This window comes from Corynebacterium auriscanis (assembly GCF_030408435.1).
GTDB lineage: Bacteria > Actinomycetota > Actinomycetes > Mycobacteriales > Mycobacteriaceae > Corynebacterium > Corynebacterium auriscanis.
Genome location: NZ_CP047046.1, coordinates 1 through 21,608, shown reverse-complemented (window position 1 = coordinate 21,608; position 21,608 = coordinate 1). Strand labels below are relative to the sequence as shown.

Annotated in this window: 14 protein-coding genes and 2 tRNA genes; 6 read left to right on the top strand and 10 right to left on the bottom strand. The window is 55.5% G+C overall.

Annotation, left to right across the window (positions count from 1 at the left end; translation table 11 throughout):
* Positions 1-65: 65 nt before the first annotated feature.
* The 5 genes from katG (at position 66) to CAURIC_RS00060 (ending at position 7,053) form a co-directional block, all read left to right on the top strand.
* The gene (katG, locus tag CAURIC_RS00080) at positions 66-2,261 is read left to right on the top strand and encodes a catalase/peroxidase HPI (RefSeq protein ID WP_052095046.1); all 2,196 of its coding nucleotides are present in this window, start codon (positions 66-68) and stop codon (positions 2,259-2,261) included.
* Between the two features lie 286 nt (positions 2,262-2,547).
* On the top strand, positions 2,548-3,960 hold the full coding sequence (locus CAURIC_RS00075; protein WP_290182840.1) for an FAD-dependent oxidoreductase: 1,413 nt from the start codon (positions 2,548-2,550) through the stop codon (positions 3,958-3,960).
* A 9-nt stretch (positions 3,961-3,969) separates the two neighbouring features.
* Complete coding sequence (locus CAURIC_RS00070; RefSeq protein WP_035114369.1) at positions 3,970-4,467, top strand: hypothetical protein; 498 nt, start codon at positions 3,970-3,972, stop codon at positions 4,465-4,467.
* Between the two features lie 13 nt (positions 4,468-4,480).
* A complete protein-coding gene (locus CAURIC_RS00065; RefSeq protein ID WP_052095021.1) occupies positions 4,481-6,004 on the top strand; it encodes an aldehyde dehydrogenase family protein in 1,524 nt (507 codons plus the stop codon).
* 335 nt (positions 6,005-6,339) lie between these two features.
* Positions 6,340-7,053, top strand: a complete 714-nt coding sequence (locus CAURIC_RS00060; protein WP_035114366.1) for a YdhK family protein — start codon at positions 6,340-6,342, stop codon at positions 7,051-7,053.
* A 130-nt stretch (positions 7,054-7,183) separates the two neighbouring features.
* On the opposite strand, the gene CAURIC_RS00055 is transcribed toward CAURIC_RS00060, so the two are convergent.
* Together CAURIC_RS00055 and CAURIC_RS00050 are read right to left on the bottom strand one after the other, a co-directional pair.
* Positions 7,184-7,256, bottom strand: a tRNA-Ala gene (locus tag CAURIC_RS00055).
* Between the two features lie 58 nt (positions 7,257-7,314).
* Positions 7,315-7,388: transfer RNA gene (locus CAURIC_RS00050), tRNA-Ile, on the bottom strand.
* A gap of 349 nt (positions 7,389-7,737) precedes the next feature.
* Here CAURIC_RS00050 and CAURIC_RS00045 point away from each other — a divergent pair.
* Entirely contained in the window at positions 7,738-9,339 is a 1,602-nt protein-coding gene (locus CAURIC_RS00045) for an HNH endonuclease signature motif containing protein (protein ID WP_052095020.1), read from the top strand.
* A 32-nt stretch (positions 9,340-9,371) separates the two neighbouring features.
* Here CAURIC_RS00045 and CAURIC_RS00040 read toward each other — a convergent pair whose 3' ends face one another.
* The 8 genes from CAURIC_RS00040 to dnaA all read right to left on the bottom strand — a co-directional run bounded on the left by CAURIC_RS00040 (position 9,372) and on the right by dnaA (position 21,446).
* On the bottom strand, positions 9,372-10,037 hold the full coding sequence (locus CAURIC_RS00040) for a DUF3566 domain-containing protein (RefSeq protein WP_084588168.1): 666 nt from the start codon (positions 10,035-10,037) through the stop codon (positions 9,372-9,374).
* A gap of 6 nt (positions 10,038-10,043) precedes the next feature.
* Positions 10,044-12,554 (bottom strand): DNA gyrase subunit A, encoded by a 2,511-nt coding sequence (gene gyrA, locus CAURIC_RS00035; protein WP_070434411.1) that lies wholly within the window; start codon positions 12,552-12,554, stop codon positions 10,044-10,046.
* Positions 12,555-12,651: 97 nt separating this feature from the next.
* The gene (locus CAURIC_RS00030; RefSeq protein ID WP_235700735.1) at positions 12,652-13,680 is read right to left on the bottom strand and encodes an alpha/beta fold hydrolase; all 1,029 of its coding nucleotides are present in this window, start codon (positions 13,678-13,680) and stop codon (positions 12,652-12,654) included.
* A 109-nt stretch (positions 13,681-13,789) separates the two neighbouring features.
* Complete coding sequence (gyrB, locus tag CAURIC_RS00025; RefSeq protein ID WP_070434410.1) at positions 13,790-15,814, bottom strand: DNA topoisomerase (ATP-hydrolyzing) subunit B; 2,025 nt, start codon at positions 15,812-15,814, stop codon at positions 13,790-13,792.
* An 86-nt stretch (positions 15,815-15,900) separates the two neighbouring features.
* Positions 15,901-16,440 carry a DciA family protein gene (locus tag CAURIC_RS00020; protein WP_282938236.1) on the bottom strand — a complete coding sequence of 180 codons (540 nt, stop codon included), beginning with the start codon at positions 16,438-16,440 and terminating at the stop codon, positions 15,901-15,903.
* Positions 16,433-17,899, bottom strand: coding sequence for a DNA replication/repair protein RecF (locus CAURIC_RS00015; RefSeq protein WP_282938238.1), 1,467 nt, complete (start codon positions 17,897-17,899; stop codon positions 16,433-16,435). Before CAURIC_RS00015 ends, CAURIC_RS00020 begins: the two co-directional genes overlap by 8 nt.
* 83 nt (positions 17,900-17,982) lie before the next feature.
* On the bottom strand, positions 17,983-19,167 hold the full coding sequence (gene dnaN / locus CAURIC_RS00010) for a DNA polymerase III subunit beta (protein ID WP_035114360.1): 1,185 nt from the start codon (positions 19,165-19,167) through the stop codon (positions 17,983-17,985).
* Positions 19,168-19,673: 506 nt separating this feature from the next.
* Positions 19,674-21,446 (bottom strand): chromosomal replication initiator protein DnaA, encoded by a 1,773-nt coding sequence (gene dnaA, locus CAURIC_RS00005; protein ID WP_425474822.1) that lies wholly within the window; start codon positions 21,444-21,446, stop codon positions 19,674-19,676.
* Positions 21,447-21,608 lie beyond the last annotated feature (162 nt).

Sequence of the window (21,608 nt, the reverse complement as noted above, 5' to 3'; positions counted from 1 at the left end):
CCACGGCTAAACCAACAAGCGAACCGTTATGTAGGAGGTACTCAAACCCCATGAGCAACAACGAAATGACCGACAACGAAACCACAATGAAGGACGTCAGTAAATCGGATGCTGACAGTGGCAAATGCCCGGTCGTCCACGGTGAGACGAGTCTGCCCGCCAATGGCGATTCTAATGATCGTTGGTGGCCAGGTCGGCTCAATCTTAACCTGCTTGCGTTCAATCCAACCGAACGCAGCCCCATGGATGAAGACTTCGACTACGCTGCGGCTTTCGAATCCCTCGACCTAGATGCAGTTAAGGAAGACATCAAGAAGGCCATGCTGGATTCCAAGGATTGGTACCCAGCAGACTTCGGCACCTACGGTGGTGCATTTATTCGTATGGCTTGGCACTCCGCCGGCACCTACCGCGTACAAGATGGCCGTGGTGGAGCAGGCACCGGTCAACAGCGCTTCGCCCCCTTGAATTCTTGGCCTGACAATGTTTTGCTGGACCGTTCCCGGCGCGTTCTATGGCCCGTCAAGAAGAAGTACGGCAAGGCGCTGAGCTGGGCCGACCTTATCGTCCTAGCCGGTAACGTGGCACTGGAGCACATGGGCTTTCCAACCTACGGTTTCTCTGGTGGTCGCGAAGATACCTACGAACCGGAGCAGGTTAACTGGGGCCCTGAAAACGAATGGCTGGCCAACAATCGCTACCAGGGCGATCGTCAATTGGATAACCCCTTGGCTGCTGTACAAATGGGTCTTATCTACGTGAACCCCGAGGGTCCCGACGGAGAGCCCGATCCAGTAGCTTCTGCACGCGATATTCGCGAAACCTTTAAGCGCATGGCAATGAATGACGAAGAAACCGTTGCCTTGATTGCTGGTGGACATACGTTCGGCAAAACGCACGGTAACTCCACCCCTGATGAAATCGGTCCAGAGCCTGAAGCAGCACCATTGGAGAACCAGGGGATCGGTTGGCAAGGCCCCACGGGCAACGACACTCTGGGTGGTGGCCCCGAAGTCACGTGGACCTACCACCCCACCCGCTGGGATAATGAGTTTTTCCACATTCTTTACGCCTACGAGTGGGAACTCATGGAGTCCAAGGCCGGTGCCAAGCAGTGGCGCCCGAAAGATGGTGGTGGCAAGGATATGGTTCCACTCGCTCACGGCGAAGGTTTCCAGGAGCCACGAATGCTCACCAGCGATATCGCGCTGCGTATGGATCCGGAATACGACAAGATTGCTCGCCGCTTCCGTGACGATCACCAGGCCTTCACCGAGGCCTTCTCTAAGGCTTGGTTCAAGCTGACCCACCGCGATCTGGGACCCAAGGAGCGCTACCTGGGTAAGGAAGCGCCACAGGACACCTTCCTGTGGCAGGATCCCGTTATTCCACCAGAACATGTCATCGATGAGGGCGAAATCGCGCGTCTCAAGGAGGCTATTGCAGCTTCCGATCTCACGGTTTCTCAGTTGGTGCGCACAGCCTGGGCCTCTGCATCCACGTACCGTGGCACCGACTTCCGCGGCGGTGCCAACGGTGCACGCGTGCGCTTGGCCCCACAGAAAGACTGGGACGTCAACAACCCGGCTGAGCTCGGCAACGTTCTGGGGCAGCTGGAGGAAATCCGTGCTCAAAGCGGTATTAATGTATCCATCGCAGATTTGATCGTGCTGGCGGGTGGCGTCGGCATCGAAAAGGCAGCAGCGGCAGCCGGCCGAAACATCAACGTGCCGTTTACCCCGGGACGCGGTGATTCGACGGAAGAGCAAACCGACGTTGAATCCTTTGAGTACATGGAGCCAGTAGCCGACGGCTTCCGCAACTACGACAGTGGCAAGCTAGATGTGCCGGCTGAGTACCTGCTCATCGACCGGGCAGACCTGCTTGGCCTGACCGTTCCGGAGATGACCGTCTTGGTCGGTGGCATGCGCGCGCTGGATGCGAACTGGGATGGTTCTCGCGACGGTGTCTTCACCGATCGTCCAGGCCAGCTGACCAACGACTTCTTCGTCAACCTGCTGGATATCGACAACAAGTGGGAAAAACTGGACGAGAAGGGCAACCGCTACCAAGGCTCCAACCCAACAACCGGTACCAACTTCACAGGCACCCGTGTGGATTTGGTGTTCGGTGCCAACTCCGAGTTGCGCGCGGTGGCCGAGGTTTACGGTGCCGACGATGCTGCCGACAAGTTCGTCGATGACTTCGTAGCTGCTTGGGTGAAGGTAATGGAGGCCGACCGCTTCGACCTGCACCGGTAGGGTCATGCAGCAATTAAATAAACGGTAGGCAAGCTGATCAATGGATTGGTGGGTTATTGAGAACGCAGGCAGGTAGAGCACGTGGCCAGCGTGCTGCTCACGGGGCATGCGGTGAAAGCCCCGCACCGCTGGCCTACCTATCGGCCTGTCACCTATCGTCTTGACACCTATCCGCCGAATCTACCGTGACTAGCTACCCCCTTCGGAGGTGGCTAGTCTTTCATATTTTTAGTTCAATTTCAGAAATTACCCGGCGTACCAGCAGGTAGAGGGCTACTCTGGGTACATGTCTCAACATCAGCGCTACGATGCGATCATCATCGGTGCCGGTACCTCCGGCCTCAACGTCGCCCGCGAGCTCTCCAAAGCTGGTTGGAACGTCCTAGGCCTAGAAGCCGGCAAGCGTTATGACCGCAAAACTTACCCAACGACCGAAGTGGACGGCTCGGCCCAGCTGTACTGGGGAGGCGGCGTGGAGGTCAACACCGAAACCAGCCTGGCCATCCTACGTCCCAAGGTTGTGGGCGGCGGCTCTATCGTCAACCAGGCTTTGATGGATCGTTTCGACGACGCCGCGCTGGACCCGTGGCGCAAAAAATCTGGGGTCTCGTTCCTCAGCAGCGACGACATGTCCGATTGGTATGCCCGCGCCGAAGGCAACATGGTTTTGCAGACCGTGCCGGAGGATCACCGCAACCGCAACGCGGAGATCTTCGCCAAAGGTTTCGAAGCGAACGGTTACCAGTGTGCTCCCCTGCGCCGCGGTCAGTCCGACTGCCGCTTTGAGGACGGCAACTGCTGTATTGAATGTCTGTCCGGCTGTCGGATCGATTCCAAGCAGTCGACTGCCGTTACTGCGTTGTCCGTCGCGGAATCCCACGGCTTCACCCTGCAGGACCACACCGAGGTTCGTACCATTACCGAACGCCCCGACCACGTAGAAGTCACCGCCATCAAAGGCGGCCCCCTGGATGCACAGGTGGAGGAAACGTACACTGCGACCCGGGTAATCTTGGCATCGGGAGCCATTGGTAATTCCTCCCTGCTGCTGCGCTCCGGCTTCGGCGGCCAGCTACCTGCACTGGGCAAAGAATTCTTCACCCACCCGCAGTACATGAACGTGGGTGTGTACAAGGACAAGGTGCGTTCTTTTGAAGGCCCCCTGCAGAACTACAAGTCAGACGATCCGGGCTTCCGCCGCCAAGGCTTCAAATTGGAGAATGTTTTTGCTGGTCCTTCCTCTATCGCTTTATTGATGCCGGGATTCGGCGCCACACACCGCGACGTCATGTCTAAGTTCGAGAACCTGGCTTGTGTTGAAGTATGTGTCCGCGATACTAACCCTGGGCAGATCAAGGTCAACCGCAAGGGACAACCCGTCATCAAGAAGTCGCTGAACAAGGAAGATCAACGTCGCAAGCGTGCGGGTATGGATGCAATCCGCAACATCTTTAACTCCACCGGTGCGAATCGCATCATTGAAGGTGACATGGGCATCGGCCTGCACCTCATGGGTGGCTGTGCCATCGGTACCGATAGGAACCGTTCTGTTGTTGACCCGGGATTCAAGGTACACGGGAGCAACCGCATCTTTGCCGCGGACTCGTCAATCTTCCCGAACGCTCCCGGCATCAACCCAGCCCTGACTATCATGGCGCTGTCCCTACGCGCCAGCGAAACCATCGTGGCGGAAGGCTAGGAAAAACCCATGAGCACTGCAAATACTGACAAACATGCCGCTTCTGTAGGCCCCAACAAGTTCAGCTTGAACGCCACCCAGTTGAAGGGACTCAACCGCTTGGGCGACGTCATGATTCCTGGTGGCGACGGGTTCCCCAGTTTCTCTGAAACTAATGCCGCCAAAGGCGCTGACCGCATGCTGCCATACATGTACGGCGCTGACCGGGATCCCTTTAAGATGCTGATGACTACTTTCGCTTATCTTCCACAACCGCTGATCACGGGGTTTGTTGCACTCGTTTCAGCACACAAAAAGGTCCCAGAACCACTCGCCGGTGTGTTCCGTTTGGCTAACCTCGGAATCAAGGGCGTAGTGCACTCGCTGTACTACTCCGACCTCGATACCTCATCAGGCAACGTTCACCAGCGAATGGGATACAACCCCACCATCAACACTGAGAGTTACGAAGCCCACTTGACAACACAGTCGGGTGAGCCTGGCGTCGAGATAAAAAAACCCAACTAAGCGAAGGTTAAACATGACTGACCAGAAGTTTGTGACCACCCCAGCCGACCAGCTCCAAGGCACCGTAGAGCGGGCCCGCGAAGCTCAGAAAGCTATCCGGGCGCTTACCGTTGAAGAGCGCCTCGGGCACCTTGCCAACTTGCGGCGGGTTATTCTACGACGCCGCGAGGAGATTCTCGATCGCGTTCAGGACGACACCCATAAGGCGCGGCCAGAGATCCTCATGTCGGAACTTTTCGGCGCGCTCGATAACATCCAATGGCTCGAAAACAACGCTGTGAAGGCACTGAAGGCCACAAAGGTGCCGACCCCCTTGACCATGATGGGCAAGAAGTCCGAACTGTGGTACGAGCCCCGCGGTGTGGTCTTCATCATTTCCCCATGGAACTACCCGTTCTTCCAAGCAATTGTGCCTATCACCGCCGCCCTGGCTGCAGGGAATGCCGTGGTATACAAGGGCTCCGAGCACACGCCATTGCATGGCCTACTGGAATCCCTGCTCGAGGATGCCGGAATCGCCCCGAACTGGGTGCAGGTTGTTTACGGCGAAGGTGAAGTTGGTGCCGAGATCATCGATCAGCGCCCCGACTACATCATGTTCACCGGCTCCACCCGCACGGGTAAAAAAATCATGGCGCAAGCTTCCGAGCAGCTCATTCCCGTGGAATTGGAGCTGGGCGGCAAGGATCCGATGATCGTGTTCGAAGACGTCAACATCGAGCGCACGGTTTCTGGCCTGCTGTTCGGTGGTCTGACCGCAACGGGCCAGTCCTGTACCTCCGTGGAGCGGTTGTACGTTCACGAGTCCATTCACGATAAGTTCGTGGCGGAGCTGGTGCGCCAAGTGAACCTGATGAAGCAAGAAGATTCTGCTTCTCGCGATAACGACCTAGGCCCGATGATTGTTCCCATGCAGGTGGAGATCGTCGCGAAGCACGTTGAGGATGCCGAGGCCCGCGGAGCGAAAATCTTGACCGGGAACGAGTGGGACCGCAAGAGCAGCCTTATCCCTCCCATGGTGCTGACTGATGTGCCAGAGGATTCCCTGGCTGCCACCGAAGAGACGTTTGGTCCGACTATTCCAGTGTTCCCGTTCTCCACCGAAGAAGAGGTCATCGCCCGTGCGAACAAGTCCGACTACGGACTGACCGCATCCGTATGGTCCAAGGATGAGGACCGGGCGCGAAGGGTCTCTGGTGCCCTGGAGTGTGGCGGAGTGTCGATCAACAACGTCATGGCCACTGAATCTACTGCTGAACTGCAATTCGGTGGAGTGAAAAACTCCGGGTTCGGCCGCCACAAGGCGGAGGATGGCCTACACGGATTCTGCAACGTCAAATCCGTCATTGTGGACAAAGACGGCGACAAGCTGGAGGCGAACTGGTACCCCCTGACCGAAAAGAAATATGAGAAGTTCACGCAGATGATGCTGGCCCGCTTCGAAGACTCGGCATTAGGTGGCGCCGCAGGTCTGGCAAAGTTCGGCGTGCTGGGTACGCAGCTGGAGGGTCTGTCGCAGAAGGAAAAGCGCGGGTAGGTTGCAGGAAGCGCGGGTAGGTTGCAGGGTTTCCTGGCCTTCCTTTTGCCGCGGTATTCGGTTATCCACAGACGCTCCCGGGTATTCCCATTGGGAATCCCGGGGGCGTTTTGTTATGTGATGGCGCCGGCCAGCCTTGGTGTGGCGATCTCTGTAACTTTGGCTGGAGCCGGTGATGCGGAGGGTGGCGTCGAGCAAAAAGAAAACAAGAGACCAAAAGCAAAACCACGAACAAGAAGCGATACAACAGGTTTTTTTTACGCATTGCGTATGTGACCTTTTAGGATTTCTGGTTAAGGTCCGGCCGTAGGAACCCCGAAACGGAGGAGTGAATTGTGAGTAAGAAAATCGGCCTCGCAGTGACAGCGGGGGTTTTGACGGGGACGCTCTGGTTGACGGGCTGTGCCAGCGACGCGGATGACGAGAAGAACGTCGGTGGCAGTGCGACCAGTGAACTCACAAATGCGCAGGGTCGCGCTGAGAACAGCGGAGAGGCAAGCAGTGAAAACCAGGGCGGGAAACAGAGCAACGACGAAGAAGGGGGAGGCCCGGCAACTGATGCCCAGAAGGGAAACCACTCGCCACAGCAGCACGGGACCGGGCACCACATGGATCATCCCAGCGATGGAGGGCCTGTTCCTGCGGGAATGAAGGAAGCAACGGATCCCCAATTCCACGTCGGTCAGGCGGTGACATTGAAGGCCGAACACATGCCGGATATGAATGGGGCGAAGGCCGCCATTGTCGGTGCTTATAAGACGCACACCTACGCTGTGAATTACACGCCCGTCGGTGGCGGAGATCGCGTAATGGACCACAAGTGGGTTGTGCAGGAGGAACTGGCCGATTCTGGCCGTGACCGGTTGCCAAATGGTGCCGCAGTGACGATCACAGCAGATCACATGGACGGGATGAAGGGAGCGAAGGGCACTGTGGCTTCCTCGACCGATGAGACTGTGTACGTGGTTGATTACGAGGCGAACGGAAAGAAGATGACCAACCATAAGTGGGTCGTAGAAAGCGAGATAGCTGCTACAGACCGGCAGTAGGGAGAGGCGTGTGCGTGTAACCAGTTATGTGAGGGATCCTCGCTTAAAGCAACAGCTCTCGTGAGGATCGTGAGGAGGCGTTGACGCAAATGAAAACCGGTCCACCATTGCGGTGAACCGGTTTTTTCTGTGGAGCATAGGAGAATCGAACTCCTGACCTTCTGCTTGCAAAGCAGATGCTCTACCAATTGAGCTAATGCCCCGTAGATCTGAAACCTTAGCGGATAGGATCGCTAGTTCAAAATCCAGGTGTTCGAATTGTGGGCCTAGGAGGACTTGAACCTCCGACCTCTTCGTTATCAGCGAAGCGCTCTAACCGCCTGAGCTATAGGCCCTTCGAACAAGAGATACTGTACCCATAACACTCAATTAGAACCAAATCGGCTGGTCAAGTTATGTTTTTAGCGAGCCACCGGTGTGCTGCTTTTGGTTTTTGAACGTCGGAGTGGGAACGGGCCCGAGATGAGGTGGAGACAGAGTGACTCATAACTAGGGCACCCCGCTTGGGTGATCTGGTTGCCGTACCTTCCTTTCGCCCCAAACATCAGGGCGGATAAAAAATCTAAGATAGGGTCTTGTGGGGTGGGATTCGAACGTATAGGCTAGGGGTGGATGGGGGATGGTGATTGGAACGCAACGCAATAGCTGCCTTCACCAAACGGGGTCAAGGATCAGGAGGGGAACATGGTTGACTCAAACGTAGGACAAGGTAGCTCACCTAACGGCGTACAACGTGGCGTCGGAACTGGTGTTGACCTGCTTACGAGCATGCATAGTCTTGAATCTTTGGTAGAAGCATTAATTGAGGGTGATTCTTCCACGTGGGGATCATTGTCGCTGCAGCAAGCTCGTGAAATGTACACCCGATTAGAATCCGTGCGTAATCGGTTGGTGCTAGTTGATGCTCAATTTATGCATGCGTTCGATAAAGAGCTTCCGCTCATGGATCACAAGCGATGCCAGTGGTTGAACCGTGAATGCGGAGTTGCCATGAGGGATGCTCGAGAGCGTATCCAGGCAGCCCGGCGGATCTATACAGGACCGATTGACGCCCGGCTCGAAGATGGGACAGACGACGGCACACTATCCCGGCACTTCATGCCTCAGTTGAGCACTCAGTCGCGAACGGGTCATGCCGGGCAGTATGCGGTTTCCAAGGTGGACCGCGCAATCCGTAGCCTGCCAGCGAAGGTTCAAGATGAAGCGACTAAGGCAGCCGACGAGCCCGTAGCCAAACTCATCGCACAGGGTGGTCCGAACACCGTTGATGATTTGGCGATGCAACTTCGTAGGTTGATCGATGAGGATGAATACGATGATTCCGATCGGGCGCGCCTACGCGGAATCACCATTAGTAAACAAGGGGCGGACGGGATGAGCTCCATCCGTGGCAAAGTTACCCCACGGTTTGCCGCGGCCCTTCAGCGATTGTTCGCTGATCATGCGAAAGCTGGTGATCTGGCTGATCGCATGGGTCACAAAAGCTCTTCGGATTCTGAAGATGCCAACGCGGCTTTTGATTCCCTCTCCGACCCGCGATCACCCGAACAACGGCGCCACGATGCGCTCGAGGCTGCTGTGTTTGGTGGTTTTAATCGTCTGTCACCCAGGAGAGCCTCTGAATGTTCATCCAGGGCCGACAATCGGAGCAGTCAACTGGGGGAAGAGGGAACTCCCGCAGACGGCATTCCCGCTTTGAAAACTGACGGTCTTTTAACACGGAGGGGGTCCACCACAATCGTCGCGGTGACGACCCTCCAGGAATTGTTACAGGGACACGGAGACGCTTTTACCGATGGAGGCATTCACTGTTCTTTAGAATCCCTCATAGGTGGCACCGAATGTGACGACCTCTATCTGCAAATTCTGGATCTTGAAGGTCAAACCCTGCACCTAGGACGATCCCGGAGACTTGGGTCCTTGAGTCAGTATCTGGCTCTCCTTGGCGAGGAACGGATTAGTACGGCACCTGGTACGAGCGCGCCGGCCGCGTTCTGCGATATCCACCACATCAAGAGCTGGGAATCAGGTGGTGGAACCGATCTGGATAACCTCACGCTGGTGGACAAGCATGTCCACTCTCAAACTGACGATGCCAAACGTCGAAAGGATAAATGGCGCAGTTACTCTCCCAGGGAACACGCGCCCAACTCCGGGCAAACAACCACCCGGCCCCCAAAAGTTCGGTGGGAACCACCTGATGGACATAGGGTCGCGGGTGAAAGCGGATCAAACCTTCACCCAGATGCAAAGCCACGCCGTTGGAAACGCCCCGGCGTTGCCTAGCCATGCCCAAGAGAGCCATGCAAGTGAGCGTGTTAGCTCTCTCCGCGGCCTGCTTGCGAATCGTTCTGATTATCCCACGTGGAACCGAGACCAATACGCAGGCCACCGAACAAGGATGCGGCCGAGTTAAAGATTACGGCCAAGACTGGCGCCAACAGGGTGAAGACCACCAGTTCAAACAAGCCGAGACCCAAGACAACCCCAAAGTACAATCCCGCCGAGAATTCACCGTCAGCCAAATCGCCAGCCAGTGAATTCAAACGATCCCACACTCCGGCGACATTAAGGACAATCCAGAGAAGAATCATCGCTACGACCCAAATGGCGAACAAAGCCAAATTAAATACGAAGCCAACCTTGAACGCACTCATCGGGTCAATGTGGGTGAGAAAAGTCTCACGTGACGACCCAGATTCCTGCGCCGACAAAGCGGATTTTGTTTTCTCAAACCTGCTGCGAATTCCCGAGCTCGGGGCCGGGGTCTCGGAAGTAGGTGCCTGGCTACCGTGGTTATCCGTGCCCTGTGACTTCACTACATTGCTCCGCGGGGGCGTCACCGGGTCACCCCGCCTCGAGGAATCTGAGGTATCTGAGGTATTCGAGGCACGTGGAGGGCCCGACGTGGCCCCGTACGCCGGGTTCGCGGTCCCTGGCGCGACGGAAGGCTTACCTTCAGGCGTTAGGTTTTTTTCAGCCATACCGGACTACTTTTCTTCCTCTGCTTTAGCAGTAGCTTCCGCCGTCTCCTCCACCTCGGCCTCGATGTTGCGGTCAACGGCGACCAGCTCAACATCCTTGCCAAGATCAACTAAACGGACACCCATGGTGGCACGTGACGTGTGGCGGATCTGGTTGACCTCGGTACGAATCACACCACCAGCAGAAGTGATGGCCAGAATCTCATCGTCTTCACCAACCGTCAGCGCACCGATCAGCTTTCCGCGCTTCTTGTCATACTTAAACGTCACAACACCAAGTCCACCACGACCCTTAGCCGGATACTCTTCCATCTTGGTGCGCTTGCCGTATCCGCCACTGGTAGCGACGAATAGGTAGGCATCTTCCTGCACAACAGTGAGAGCCAGCAGCTGGTCTTCCTCACGGAAGCGCATGCCCTTCACACCCGCAGTTGCACGGCCCATGGGGCGAAGCACCTCGTCATCAGCGGTAAAGCGCATTGCTTGGCCCTCTTCGGAAACCAGCAGCAAGTCGTCCTCCGCGGTGCACAGTTGCGCGCCTACCAGTCGATCGCCTTCATTCAAGTTGATGGCGATCAACCCCCCGGAGCGCGGAGAATCGTAATCGGTCAAACGGGACTTCTTTACCCGTCCATGCGCCGTAGCGAGGACCAGGTACGGTGCATCCTCATAGGATTGGATCTGGATAACCTGAGCAATCTGCTCCCCTGGCTGGAACTCCAACAGGTTCGCCACGTGTTGCCCACGCGCAGTCCTTGATGCCTCAGGCAGCTCGAACGCACGGAGTCGGTAGACCCGTCCAAAGTTCGTGAAGAACAAAATCGTGTCATGGGTAGAGCAAACGAAGAAGTGGCGAACCACATCATCCTGCTTCAGCTCAGCACCTCGCACACCCTTGCCACCACGACGCTGGGAACGGTAAGAGTCAACCTTCGTACGCTTAGCGTATCCAGTCGAGGTAATCGTCACGACCACATTCTCGCGAGCAATAAGATCCTCTTCGGAAACCTCGCCGGAGGCAGCAACAATCTTTGTGCGACGTTCATCGCCAAACTTCTCAACGATTTCGGCTAGCTCAGAACGAACGATATCGCGCTGGCGCTCCGGACGGGCAAGGATGTCCTTCAGGTCGGCAATGGTCTTCTCGATTTCCGCCAATTCATCAATGATCTTCTGGCGCTCTAGCGCAGCCAGGCGGCGCAGTTGCATTTCTAGAATCGCATTCGCCTGGATCTCGTCGATATCCAGCAGGTCCATCAAACCCTCGCGCGCGATATCCACAGTCTGGGAACGACGAATCAGGGCAATAACCTCATCCAACGCATCCAGTGCCTTGACCAAACCACGCAGAATATGGGCCCGCTTCTCAGCTTCGTCCAAGCGGTACTGAGTGCGGCGAACGATGACTTCGATCTGGTGCTTCACGTAGTAACGCAGTATCTGATCCAAACGTAGAGTGCGCGGCACTCCATCTACGATGGACAGCATGTTGGCACCGAAGCTGGTCTGCAACTGGGAGTGCTTATACAGGTTGTTTAGAACCACACGTGGAATTGCATCACGCTTGAGGGTCACAACAATCCGTAGACCTACTCGGTCGGAGGATTCGTCATCAATTTGAGCGATTCCGGCAAGTTTTCCATCGCGAACCTGTTCAGCAATGTTGTGAACCAAGTTGTCGGGGTTCACCTGGAAAGGCAACTCGGTAATCACAATGATCTGCCGCTTACCGTCTTCTTCAATGGAAGTCACACCGCGCATACGGATGGAACCGCGGCCGGTGCGATACGCATCCTGGATGCCCTTATCGCCAACGATTAAACCGGCCGTTGGGAAATCGGGACCCTTAACCCGCGCAATGCAAGCCTCAAGGGCTTCTGCTTCTTCGGCTTCGTGGTTATCCAGCAACCAGAAAATGGCATCTGCCAGCTCATTCAAGTTGTGAGGCGGAATGTTCGTCGCCATTCCAACGGCAATACCGCCGGAGCCATTCATCAATAGGTTCGGCACTCGCGATGGCAAAATGACCGGTTCCTTGGTCTTACCATCGTAGTTTGGCTGGAAGTCAACGGTGTTCTCGCGAATATCGCGCACCATTTCCATCGCTAACGGTGTCATCCGGCACTCGGTGTAACGCATGGCAGCGGCGCCATCGTTACCGCGCGAACCAAAGTTACCTTGGCCATCAACGAGCGGGTATCGCATCGACCATGGCTGCGCCATGCGAACCAAAGTGTCGTAAATCGCCGAGTCACCATGTGGGTGATAATTACCCATGGTGTCTGCTACTGGTTTTGCAGACTTTACATAACTTCGCTCGGGCCGGTAGCCGTTGTCGTACATCGCGTAAAGAATACGTCGGTGCACGGGCTTAAGCCCGTCGCGGACTTCCGGAAGTGCGCGGCCGACGATCACGCTCATGGCGTAATCAATGTAGCTAGATTGCATCTCCTTTTGCAGGTCAATGGGTTCGACCCGATCGAAGAGATTCTCGCTGCCGGTTGTATCGTCGCTCACGTCGTGTGAAGCCTTTCTGAACTAGTCTCTGACCAATCCAGTCTACCCTCTTACAACCTCCCTTTGTGGCTCCACACTCGCAGTTTAGATTCAGTCGTCACTTTTCTAGATCGTCGATGAACTCCTCAACGCGCATCGCCACCTGCTCTGGTTCTCGGGCCCACCGATTGTGCCCGAGTTTTCCTTCAATCGTTTCTACCTCCGGCCCCGAACCTCGCCCCTTTAAGGTCTTTGACTTCGGCATCATTGACGCCAAATTGTGCGCGGATCGCGTTGTGCAGTCGTAATCATTACGGAACCGCAGCAGCAAGACAGGTGTGGTTATTTCTTGTAGGGCAGCTTCATAGTTCAGATCCGCACCGCTGAGGTTGATAAACCGGTTGGTGCGGGAAAGGCGGAACCACTCCCCTACATGTACTCCAGATTGGCGACCGTATCCAGCGAAATCTAGTTTCCCCTCGGGCTGATAACCCAGTGCCTTCGTCACCAATCTCATCACTGGGGCACCATATTGCAGTTGATATCGGGGAGCACCCGAAAACCCCTTGTAAAACGGTGTGCCTGCGCCCACTCCGATCATTCCTACAACATTAAGCTCGGATGCCTCGGGCCGCGCCAGGAATAGGGATCCAATCTGGCCACCCATCGAGTGGCATAGCAACACGACAGGATGTGTTTCGGGAAGATTGAATCGCTCTTTGGCGGCCCGAATAGTGCGTGGGTAATCCTGAGATGCCATCTCGTGATATCCCCATCTCTTCATCCGCGTAGCCCGTGCCGTGCTGCTTCCCTGACCATGTAATTCACCGGTTGCAACGTTATAACCCCGGGATGCCAGCTCGCGACCCATTGGATCGTAGTAGCGCGCACCCATCCCCCAGCCAGGCCAAATAACGATCAGCGGGGGCTGGGTCGCTCCAGTCTTCCCTTCGCTGTCCGCACCCGAACTCACAGTATTCTCTCCAGCCGGGAAAACTCTGATCATGGAGGTAGAGGAATCCGCCATCCGCGTTGCGATGGTCTCTGTTCCCTTCACCTCATCCTTGTTCCTTGCAGCATCCCTATGAGATTCTGCAGGTGCGGCCTGGCGAGGGTTCATGGAATCTATGGAATCAGAATTAGTCACGTCGCCCAGTGTATCCAGCAAGCTATCGTTTTATGTCTAAATGAGCTGAAGCGAAACCAAAAAGAGGGCCACCCGTGTAACTACGGGCAGCCCTCGGTTCCAACCTACGTTAGACATCCAAGAAGCGAACGTCCCTTGCATTCCGGGTAATGAAACTACGGCGTGCCACAACGTCGTCACCCATCAAAATGCTGAACAGCTCATCGGCACCAGCTGCATCTTCCAGAGTCACGCGGCGCAAAACGCGGTACTCGGGATCCATGGTGGTCTCCCACAGCTCCTTAGCGTTCATCTCGCCCAAGCCCTTATAGCGCTGGATGCCATCATCCTTGTTGATTTTTCGGCCAGCAGCGAGGCCCTCCTCTAATTGCTTATCGCGCTCGCGGTCGCTGAAGGCGAATCCTGGTTCACCCTTTGCCCACTTCAGTTTGTACAGGGGCGGGTTAGCCAAGTAGACGTGACCTTCTTCAACCAGTGGGCGCATGAAGCGGAATAGCAAGGTCAAAAGTAACGTCGCGATGTGCTGACCATCAACATCGGCATCCGCCATCAGCACAATCTTGTGGTACCGCAGCTTGGAGATATCGAATTCATCGTGAATACCGGTACCCAGAGCGGTAATAATCGCCTGGACCTCGGCATTCTTGAGAATCTTGTCCATCCGGGCCTTTTCCACGTTCAAAATCTTCCCGCGCAGCGGCAAGATAGCTTGGAACATGGAGTCACGGCCAGACTTCGCAGAACCACCGGCGGAATCGCCCTCCACGATGTACAGCTCACTGAGGGTCGCATCCTTAGAACGGCAATCCGCCAGCTTACCTGGCAGTCCACCCAGGTCGGAAGCAGACTTGCGGCGAACTAGGTCACGGGCCTTACGGGCCGCCATCCGAGCGTGAGCAGAGGATACTGCCTTGTTGACGATGACCTTCGCCTCAGCAGGGTTGGCATCCAACCAGTCGGACAAGTGCTCATTCACGGCACGCTGCACAAAGCCCTTGATTTCTGTGTTACCCAGCTTGGTCTTCGTCTGACCTTCAAACTGTGGATCACCTACGCGCACGGAGATAACGGCTGCCAAACCTTCACGAACATCATCGCCCGAGAAATTTGGATCCTTGTCCTTAAGCAGCTTGTGATCACGTGCGTAACGGTTCATCAAAGACGTCAGCGCCGCACGGAAGCCTTCTTCGTGCGTACCACCTTCAAAGGTATTGATGGTGTTCGCGAAGGTGTGCACGGACTGGGAGTAACCGGAGTTCCACTGCAAAGCCACCTCAACCTCGTGGTCTTCACCCTTGGCTTCAAAAGAAATAATGGTGGGGTGTACAGCGGTCTTCTTGCTATTGATGAAGTCGACGTAGTCCTTTAGTCCCTCTGGGTAGTGGAAGGTCTTTTTGGTAGGACCCTTCTTAGCTTTTTCCTCCTCGGCCTTCTCTGCGGAAGACTTAGGAGCATCAGCATCTTCAGCTGCATCAGCCAGCTCTTCTTCGGGTTCCTCATGGGGCCGCTCATCAATCAAGTTGAGGGTCAGACCCTTGTTCAGGAAGGCCATTTCCTGGAGGCGCTTCGCCACCGTCTTGAAATCGAATTCAACGGTTTCAAATATCTCAGGGTCTGGCCAAAAACGTTGTTTGGTACCGGTGCCACGGGCCTTCTTGACCTGCTCCAGTTCTTCGGGAATTGCGTTATTGAACACCTGGCTCCATAGATATCCATCGCGCTTAATTTCGGTTTCCACGCGAGTGGACAACGCATTCACGACGGAGATACCCACACCGTGCAGACCACCGGAAACAGCGTAGGAATCCGAGTCGAATTTACCGCCAGCGTGCAGCTGCGTCATGACAACCTGGACGGTCGGCGGGCCGGATGGGTGCTTCTCAACGGGAATACCGCGACCATTATCCTCGACCTCTACACCGCCGTCTGCCAGCAATCGCACGGTGACTTCGTTTGCATACCCCGCCATTGCCTCATCGACGGAGTTATCAACGACCTCCCACACGAGATGGTGTAGGCCACGCTCACCGGTGGAACCGATGTACATGCCGGGTCGCTTACGAACCGCTTCCAGTCCCTCGAGGATGGTGATGGAACTGGCACCGTAATTGTTCTTGTTCTCTGGTTCACCCACGTCGGGTCAAGCTCCTTTGTCGGTAAAGCGTTCGTTCAGCGTTAACCAAGCACGCTATTTGTAACCACACCAGTCTACCCCGCCGCTTACCCGAAATCATCACGCGGCCCGCGACCTCGGACGCGGAGCTTTCCCTTTCCGGGCCTTTTGAACTCTGGATTGAGGATCTTCAGCTCGGCCACCACGTTGGGCCCCACCCGATTGACGATCGTGTGCAGCACTTTTGTCTGGATCAATCGCAGCTGTGTGGCCCAAGGTGTGGATTCGCATTGGATGAACAGCTGTTTCGTCTCGGGATCGTATTTGATGGGCTTGGTTTTGGACCCGATTTTCTCCCCGACCAGCTCCTCCCAGGAATTCATGATCAGCCCCACGGCATAGTGCTGGTTCCACCCATTCCGCTTGATTTCCGGCATAATCAATGCCCCAAACCGCTTTGGCTGCCGATAACTGCGGTCGGCTCTTCCATCCAGGCGCGTGGTGATTCGCCGTTTGTTGTACTTTTTTTCTTTTCTTTCCGACGCCCCCCTGGGAACCGAGTCAACCTGTGGGTTGGCGCCGGCCTTCCGCAGTTGTGCCAGTGCTTGGGCCACTGGATCATTTGGGTTCAAACCGGGATTACTCATGTTCCTCGATCTCATCCTGCGCGGTCCCAGCGTCGTCAACAACACTTTGCGGGTCTAATTCTTCGGTTCTTTGGTGTTTAGCCTGTGGTTCATCCGTGTCAACGGCGGAAATCTGGGAGATTCGCTGCCCTTCTTCGTCGACTGAGGCCAAAATGTCGAAGATAGTGGCTTGAGCGCGTAATTCCACGGGAATATCTTCACCTACGGCAGCTGTAATCAACACTTGTTCCGCGTCTTGTAGCAAGTCGACAAGTCTGCGCCGGCGATTTTTATCCAGTTCCGCGAAAACATCATCCAGGATGACGATCGGTTCTGCCCCGTCTGCACGCCCCATGAAGTAGGCGCCCAATCGCAAAGCTAATGCAAACGACCAGGATTCGCCGTGGGATGCGAATCCCTTGGCGGGTTGTGTGCCCAGAGTAAAAACCACATCGTCTCGGTGCGGCCCGAGCAGCGTGGTTCCGCGATCAATTTCGGCCGGTCGTTTTTCAGCGAATGCTTGCAGTAACACTGCCTCGGCAACATCGGGGCTCAATAACGCCGTTGGTTGACCGGGCTTGCTGTGCCCTAACTGAACTCCCACCTCGTGTAGGGCACTATCTATCGTTGACGTGTAAGCCATGTGGGCTGGGCGGGATTCCGGTGCTAACCGCTGATAGGTCTTTGCCACATGAGGCGCGAGATCGTGAACGATCTGCACTCGTGCGGACATCAATTGTCCTCCCAATGCGGCTAGTTGTCCATCCCACACATCCAGCGTGGCGAGGGCGGATTCAGCGTCGGAGATATGAGAAGAGGATCCGGCCCTCGCCATGCCCACGGCGACCCCCACTCCAGACTGCGCTTCACCCGGTGTCGTGTCCGAGGGTGAGCTAGAGCTTGAGATACCAGTCGAGCTGGATGTGTTCCCTGGGCCCGCAGCCACTCCGTTAGCAAAGTGCCGTAATACGAAAGAAGAGTTCCTCAGCAGGGCGTTGCGCTGGCGCAGAGCCCTATCGTAGTCAGCTTTCACACCGGCTAGGCGGGGGTACCGGGCCAGCATGATGGAATCGAGGAAATTTCGCCGCTGCTCGGGTTCCCCCCGAATCAAAGCCAGATCCTCGGGCGAAAAGAGTGTGGTCCGAACAATTCCCAGTATGTCACGAGGACTGCGCATGGCGGTTCGATTGATGCGTGCACGATTTGCCCCGGAAGCACGAACCGCCAAGTGCGTTGTGAGTTCGCGACCCTCATTGACTGCAGTAGCAGAAATGGAAGCCACTTTCTGGCCTTCGCGCACGAGAGCTGAATCAGTGGAAACGCGGTGTGATCCAAGGTGGGCTAGGTATCCCAGTGCTTCCACAATGTTGGTTTTGCCGTGCCCGTTTGGGCCCGAAAAAATGGTCACACCAGGGGTTAGTGCCAGGTCGAGGGTGCGCCACGACCTGTAATCCTCTAGTTGTAATGACCTGATGTACATATCGCTGCCAGTCTAGTGGCCTACACTAGCTGCAACCTATTGCGTGGCGCATCCAGTGGCGATCAGTGTCTAGCTGGAGCGACTTATCCCGGAATACGTACCGGCATCAGTAGGTAAATGAAATCGGTTCGCGGGGTAGCGAAGTTCCCTTCGGCATCTGCCTCTGGCAGGTTACCTGCATCGGGGATCATAATCGCGGGACGGGAAGAAAGCGTAAATCCGAAAATTACTCGCGGTGTGTGAATCGCTGCCAAACCCTCCTTGAGGTAACCCGGATTAAAAGCAATTTCAAGAGGCTCACCAGCGAAGGCGCACTGCAATTGCTCGGTTGCTGATCCAACCTCGGATCCACCAGCGGAAAGCGTCAACGTACCTTCCTCGAATTGCATGCGAATCTGCGAGTTGCGGTCGGCCACGAGGGATACGCGACGGATCGCATCCTGGAGGGGACCAATTTCCACGCTGGCTACAGCAGTGTGGCTCGATGGCAACAGCGGCCGGAATTTGGGGAATTCGGCATCGAGCAGCCGTGTAGTGGTATGTCGCGATTCGGTGGCGATACCGAGCAGGCCATCCCGGCCAATGGACTCACCAGACCCCACTGCAATTTCAATGGGATCAGAATTGTGGGCGTCGAGGCTACGTGCCGTGTCCGACAGCGTGCGAGCAGGAATCAGGAGAGTGGTTTTACCATCGGCTTGGGCCGGATTCCACTGCAAGGTTCGAACAGCCAACCGGAAACGGTCCGTGGCGGCCATAGTGACGTTTTCACCGTCGAGTTCTACATGAACACCAGTGAGCATAGGAAGAGTGTCATCTCGGCCGGCTGCCGTAGCCACTTGGCTAACGGCCTCAGAGAACAAGTGAGGATCGATGGTCCCTGTGACTCCAGGCAAACCAGGCAATTCGGGATAGTCCTCGATGGTCATGGCTGGTAGCTCGAACCTGGAATTACCGGAGGTTACGAGAACTTTGGTTTCCCTGAGTTCCAGAGTAATGGGCTTATCGGGCAACGATCCCACAATGTCGTTGGCTAATTTGCCCGCGATGAGGATGCGCCCGGGCTCATCGACCTCGGCGTTGATGGTGATTTGAGTGGACACCTCGCGGTCGAATCCCGAGAGTGTGAGCCCTTGGTCACTGGCCTCGATAAGTACACCGCGCAGTACGGGCTGCGTGGGCTTGGATGGAAGGGAACGTGCTACCCACCCCAGTGCCGTTGAGAAATCATCTTTGGGCACGGTGAAGCGAACGTTGTTGTTGTCCATATGTTGGTCCCTCATCCTTTGCTTGTCATTTCGGTCGTCAACTTTACCCACAAGCTCTATTTCTGATCTTTTTCTAGTTATAGATTCAGTAGTCGTAGTAGGTCCTGTGGTTTCTGTGGATAACAGAAGTTTAGTGCTGTTCGGAGCTATTTTCTGCCTGTTGGCGGAGTGGTGGATGTTTCTGTGGATAACTCAGTGCTTCTGTGCACAACTCGCCCGGGGTCGCACTTATCCACAGGTTTTCCACTGTCTCGTTCCCAGTTTTTCGGGGCTTATCCCCAGTTACGATCTTGAAATTACATGTTTGTCATCGTCGAGAGCGAATCTGGCTCTGCCCCCGAAATTACAAGTTTGTAATTACATCTGTGGAAAACCCTGTGGAAATGTGGATAACTAGGTCCGATCAAGGTCACGGCACCCCAAGTTATCCCCAGTTGCCCTGTGTATAACCACCACTAACTGTGGATAACTTGGCTGCACATATGCTTTTATAAGTGCAACGGGGGTTAGTTGCGCGCGTGATTTTCAATTTTCTGGGTGAGCTCCTGTACCTGATCGAAGACCTGTTTGTTCTCTGTCAGAGACTCCCGAATCCGTCGCTCCGCGTACATCACTGTCGTGTGGTCACGCCCGCCAAATGCGGCCCCCAACTTCGGCAACGACAGATCGGTGAGTTCACGGCATAGGTACATAGCGATCTGCCGTGCGTGCACAAAGCGCTTTGACCTGCCCTTTCCAACCAATTCGTCGGTGGTGAGGTTGTAATAGTGGGCCACGACTTCGATGACAGCTTGTGGTGTGACCTCGACCGAACCGTTGTTGATATCCCGCAAAGCGATCTCGGCTGCTTCGAGAGAAATGGGCTCATCCCCCAGCGAGCAGTACGCAATGACGCGAATCAGCGCACCCTCCAGCACCCGAATAGAGGTGTCGTACCGGTTTGCGATGAGCTGCTTCACATCTTCTGGGAGTTGAATGCCCTCGATCTGGGCCTTTTTGGTCAAAATGGCAATACGGGTTTCCAGATCTGGGCTGGTCACATCGGTCGTTAGACCTCCCTCAAAGCGAGTGCGCAGACGATCTTCTAGTGTGGTCAACTTTTTGGGAGGACGATCCGAGCTCAACACGATTTGTTTGTTCGCCTGGTGAAGGGCATTGAACGTGTGGAAGAACTCCTCCTGCGTGGATTCCTTGCCTTCCAAGAACTGAATATCGTCTACGATCAACATATCCACATTGCGGTAGCGCCGCTTAAATGCCTCGCGCGTGTCGGTGGCAATGGAGTTAATGAAGTCATTCGTCAGTTCTTCACTGGAGACATAACGCACTCTCATGTTCGGTCGCAGCTCTTTAGCGTAGTGCCCAATGGCATGCAGTAGGTGTGTTTTGCCAAGTCCCGATTCGCCCCAAATAAACAGCGGATTATAGGCTTTAGCTGGGCTTTCAGCCACGGCACGGCAAGCCGCATTCGCAAAGTTATTGGAGGAGCCAATCACGAATGTCTCGAATGTATAGTTTTTGTTCAGCAAGGTTTCGGGCTCTGTCTCCCGCCCGGGATTCCCGGTAATGGGAGCAGTCGCGCCTGGTCGCGCTTGCGGTTCAATGCCTCCTTGCCTTAGAAACTCGTTGCGTCGTTTCGTATTGGCAATCGCGGCTGCCTGGGCCTCTGGCTCTTTAATGTCGATCCACTCGTCCAAGGAGAAGGCGTCGTTTGACTGCCCGCCTTGGCCCCTTCTACCCGACGCCCTCGGCCGGTCGTAATCGTTAAACCCTCGGCTCGAATGACCCGCGAAACGGTTGGTAGAGGCGGTGACTCGGTTCGAACTGCGACTATTTGGTTGCTGCTGCGAGTGTTCGGTAGCAGAAAACCCGCTGTCGTTTCGTGCGCCAATTACATCGCCCTCGGCAGTGTTGGGATCTTCTTCGTGAGCGCTACGGTTGTCGCGATTGGCAACCAGGTTGTGCGCCGATGCGCCGTGGTTTGAGTTCGCTGCGGAATTGGATTGCTGCTTAGCAGCATTATCGCTGGTCGAAGTGTCAAAACTTGGCTGGTGCTCCTCCTGGGCTTGCGGATTCTGGCGGTCTTCCGAGGACGAATTAGAATTGCCATCTTCGCGTGAAGAGATCGCAAGAGTTGTGTTGATCTGCAGACGGGAAGCTAAAACGTCCTTGATGGGTTGGGCCAGATCGCGCTCTACTTCCTCTTTGATCCATTTGCTTGGTGTTTGGAGCACAGCAATATTTCCGATCAAGGTGATCGGAGTGATCTGGAGCAGCATACTGCGTTTTTTTGGGCTGAGCGCAGGATACCGCCTGCCAATTGGAGAATCAGGGGGTTGATTGATCGCGCGGGCGTTCTCATCTACCCATTCTTTGATGATTGCGTTCCATAAGCCTGGAAAGTGGGCTTCGAGGGAGGAGGAGTTCGTTGGATCAGTCAT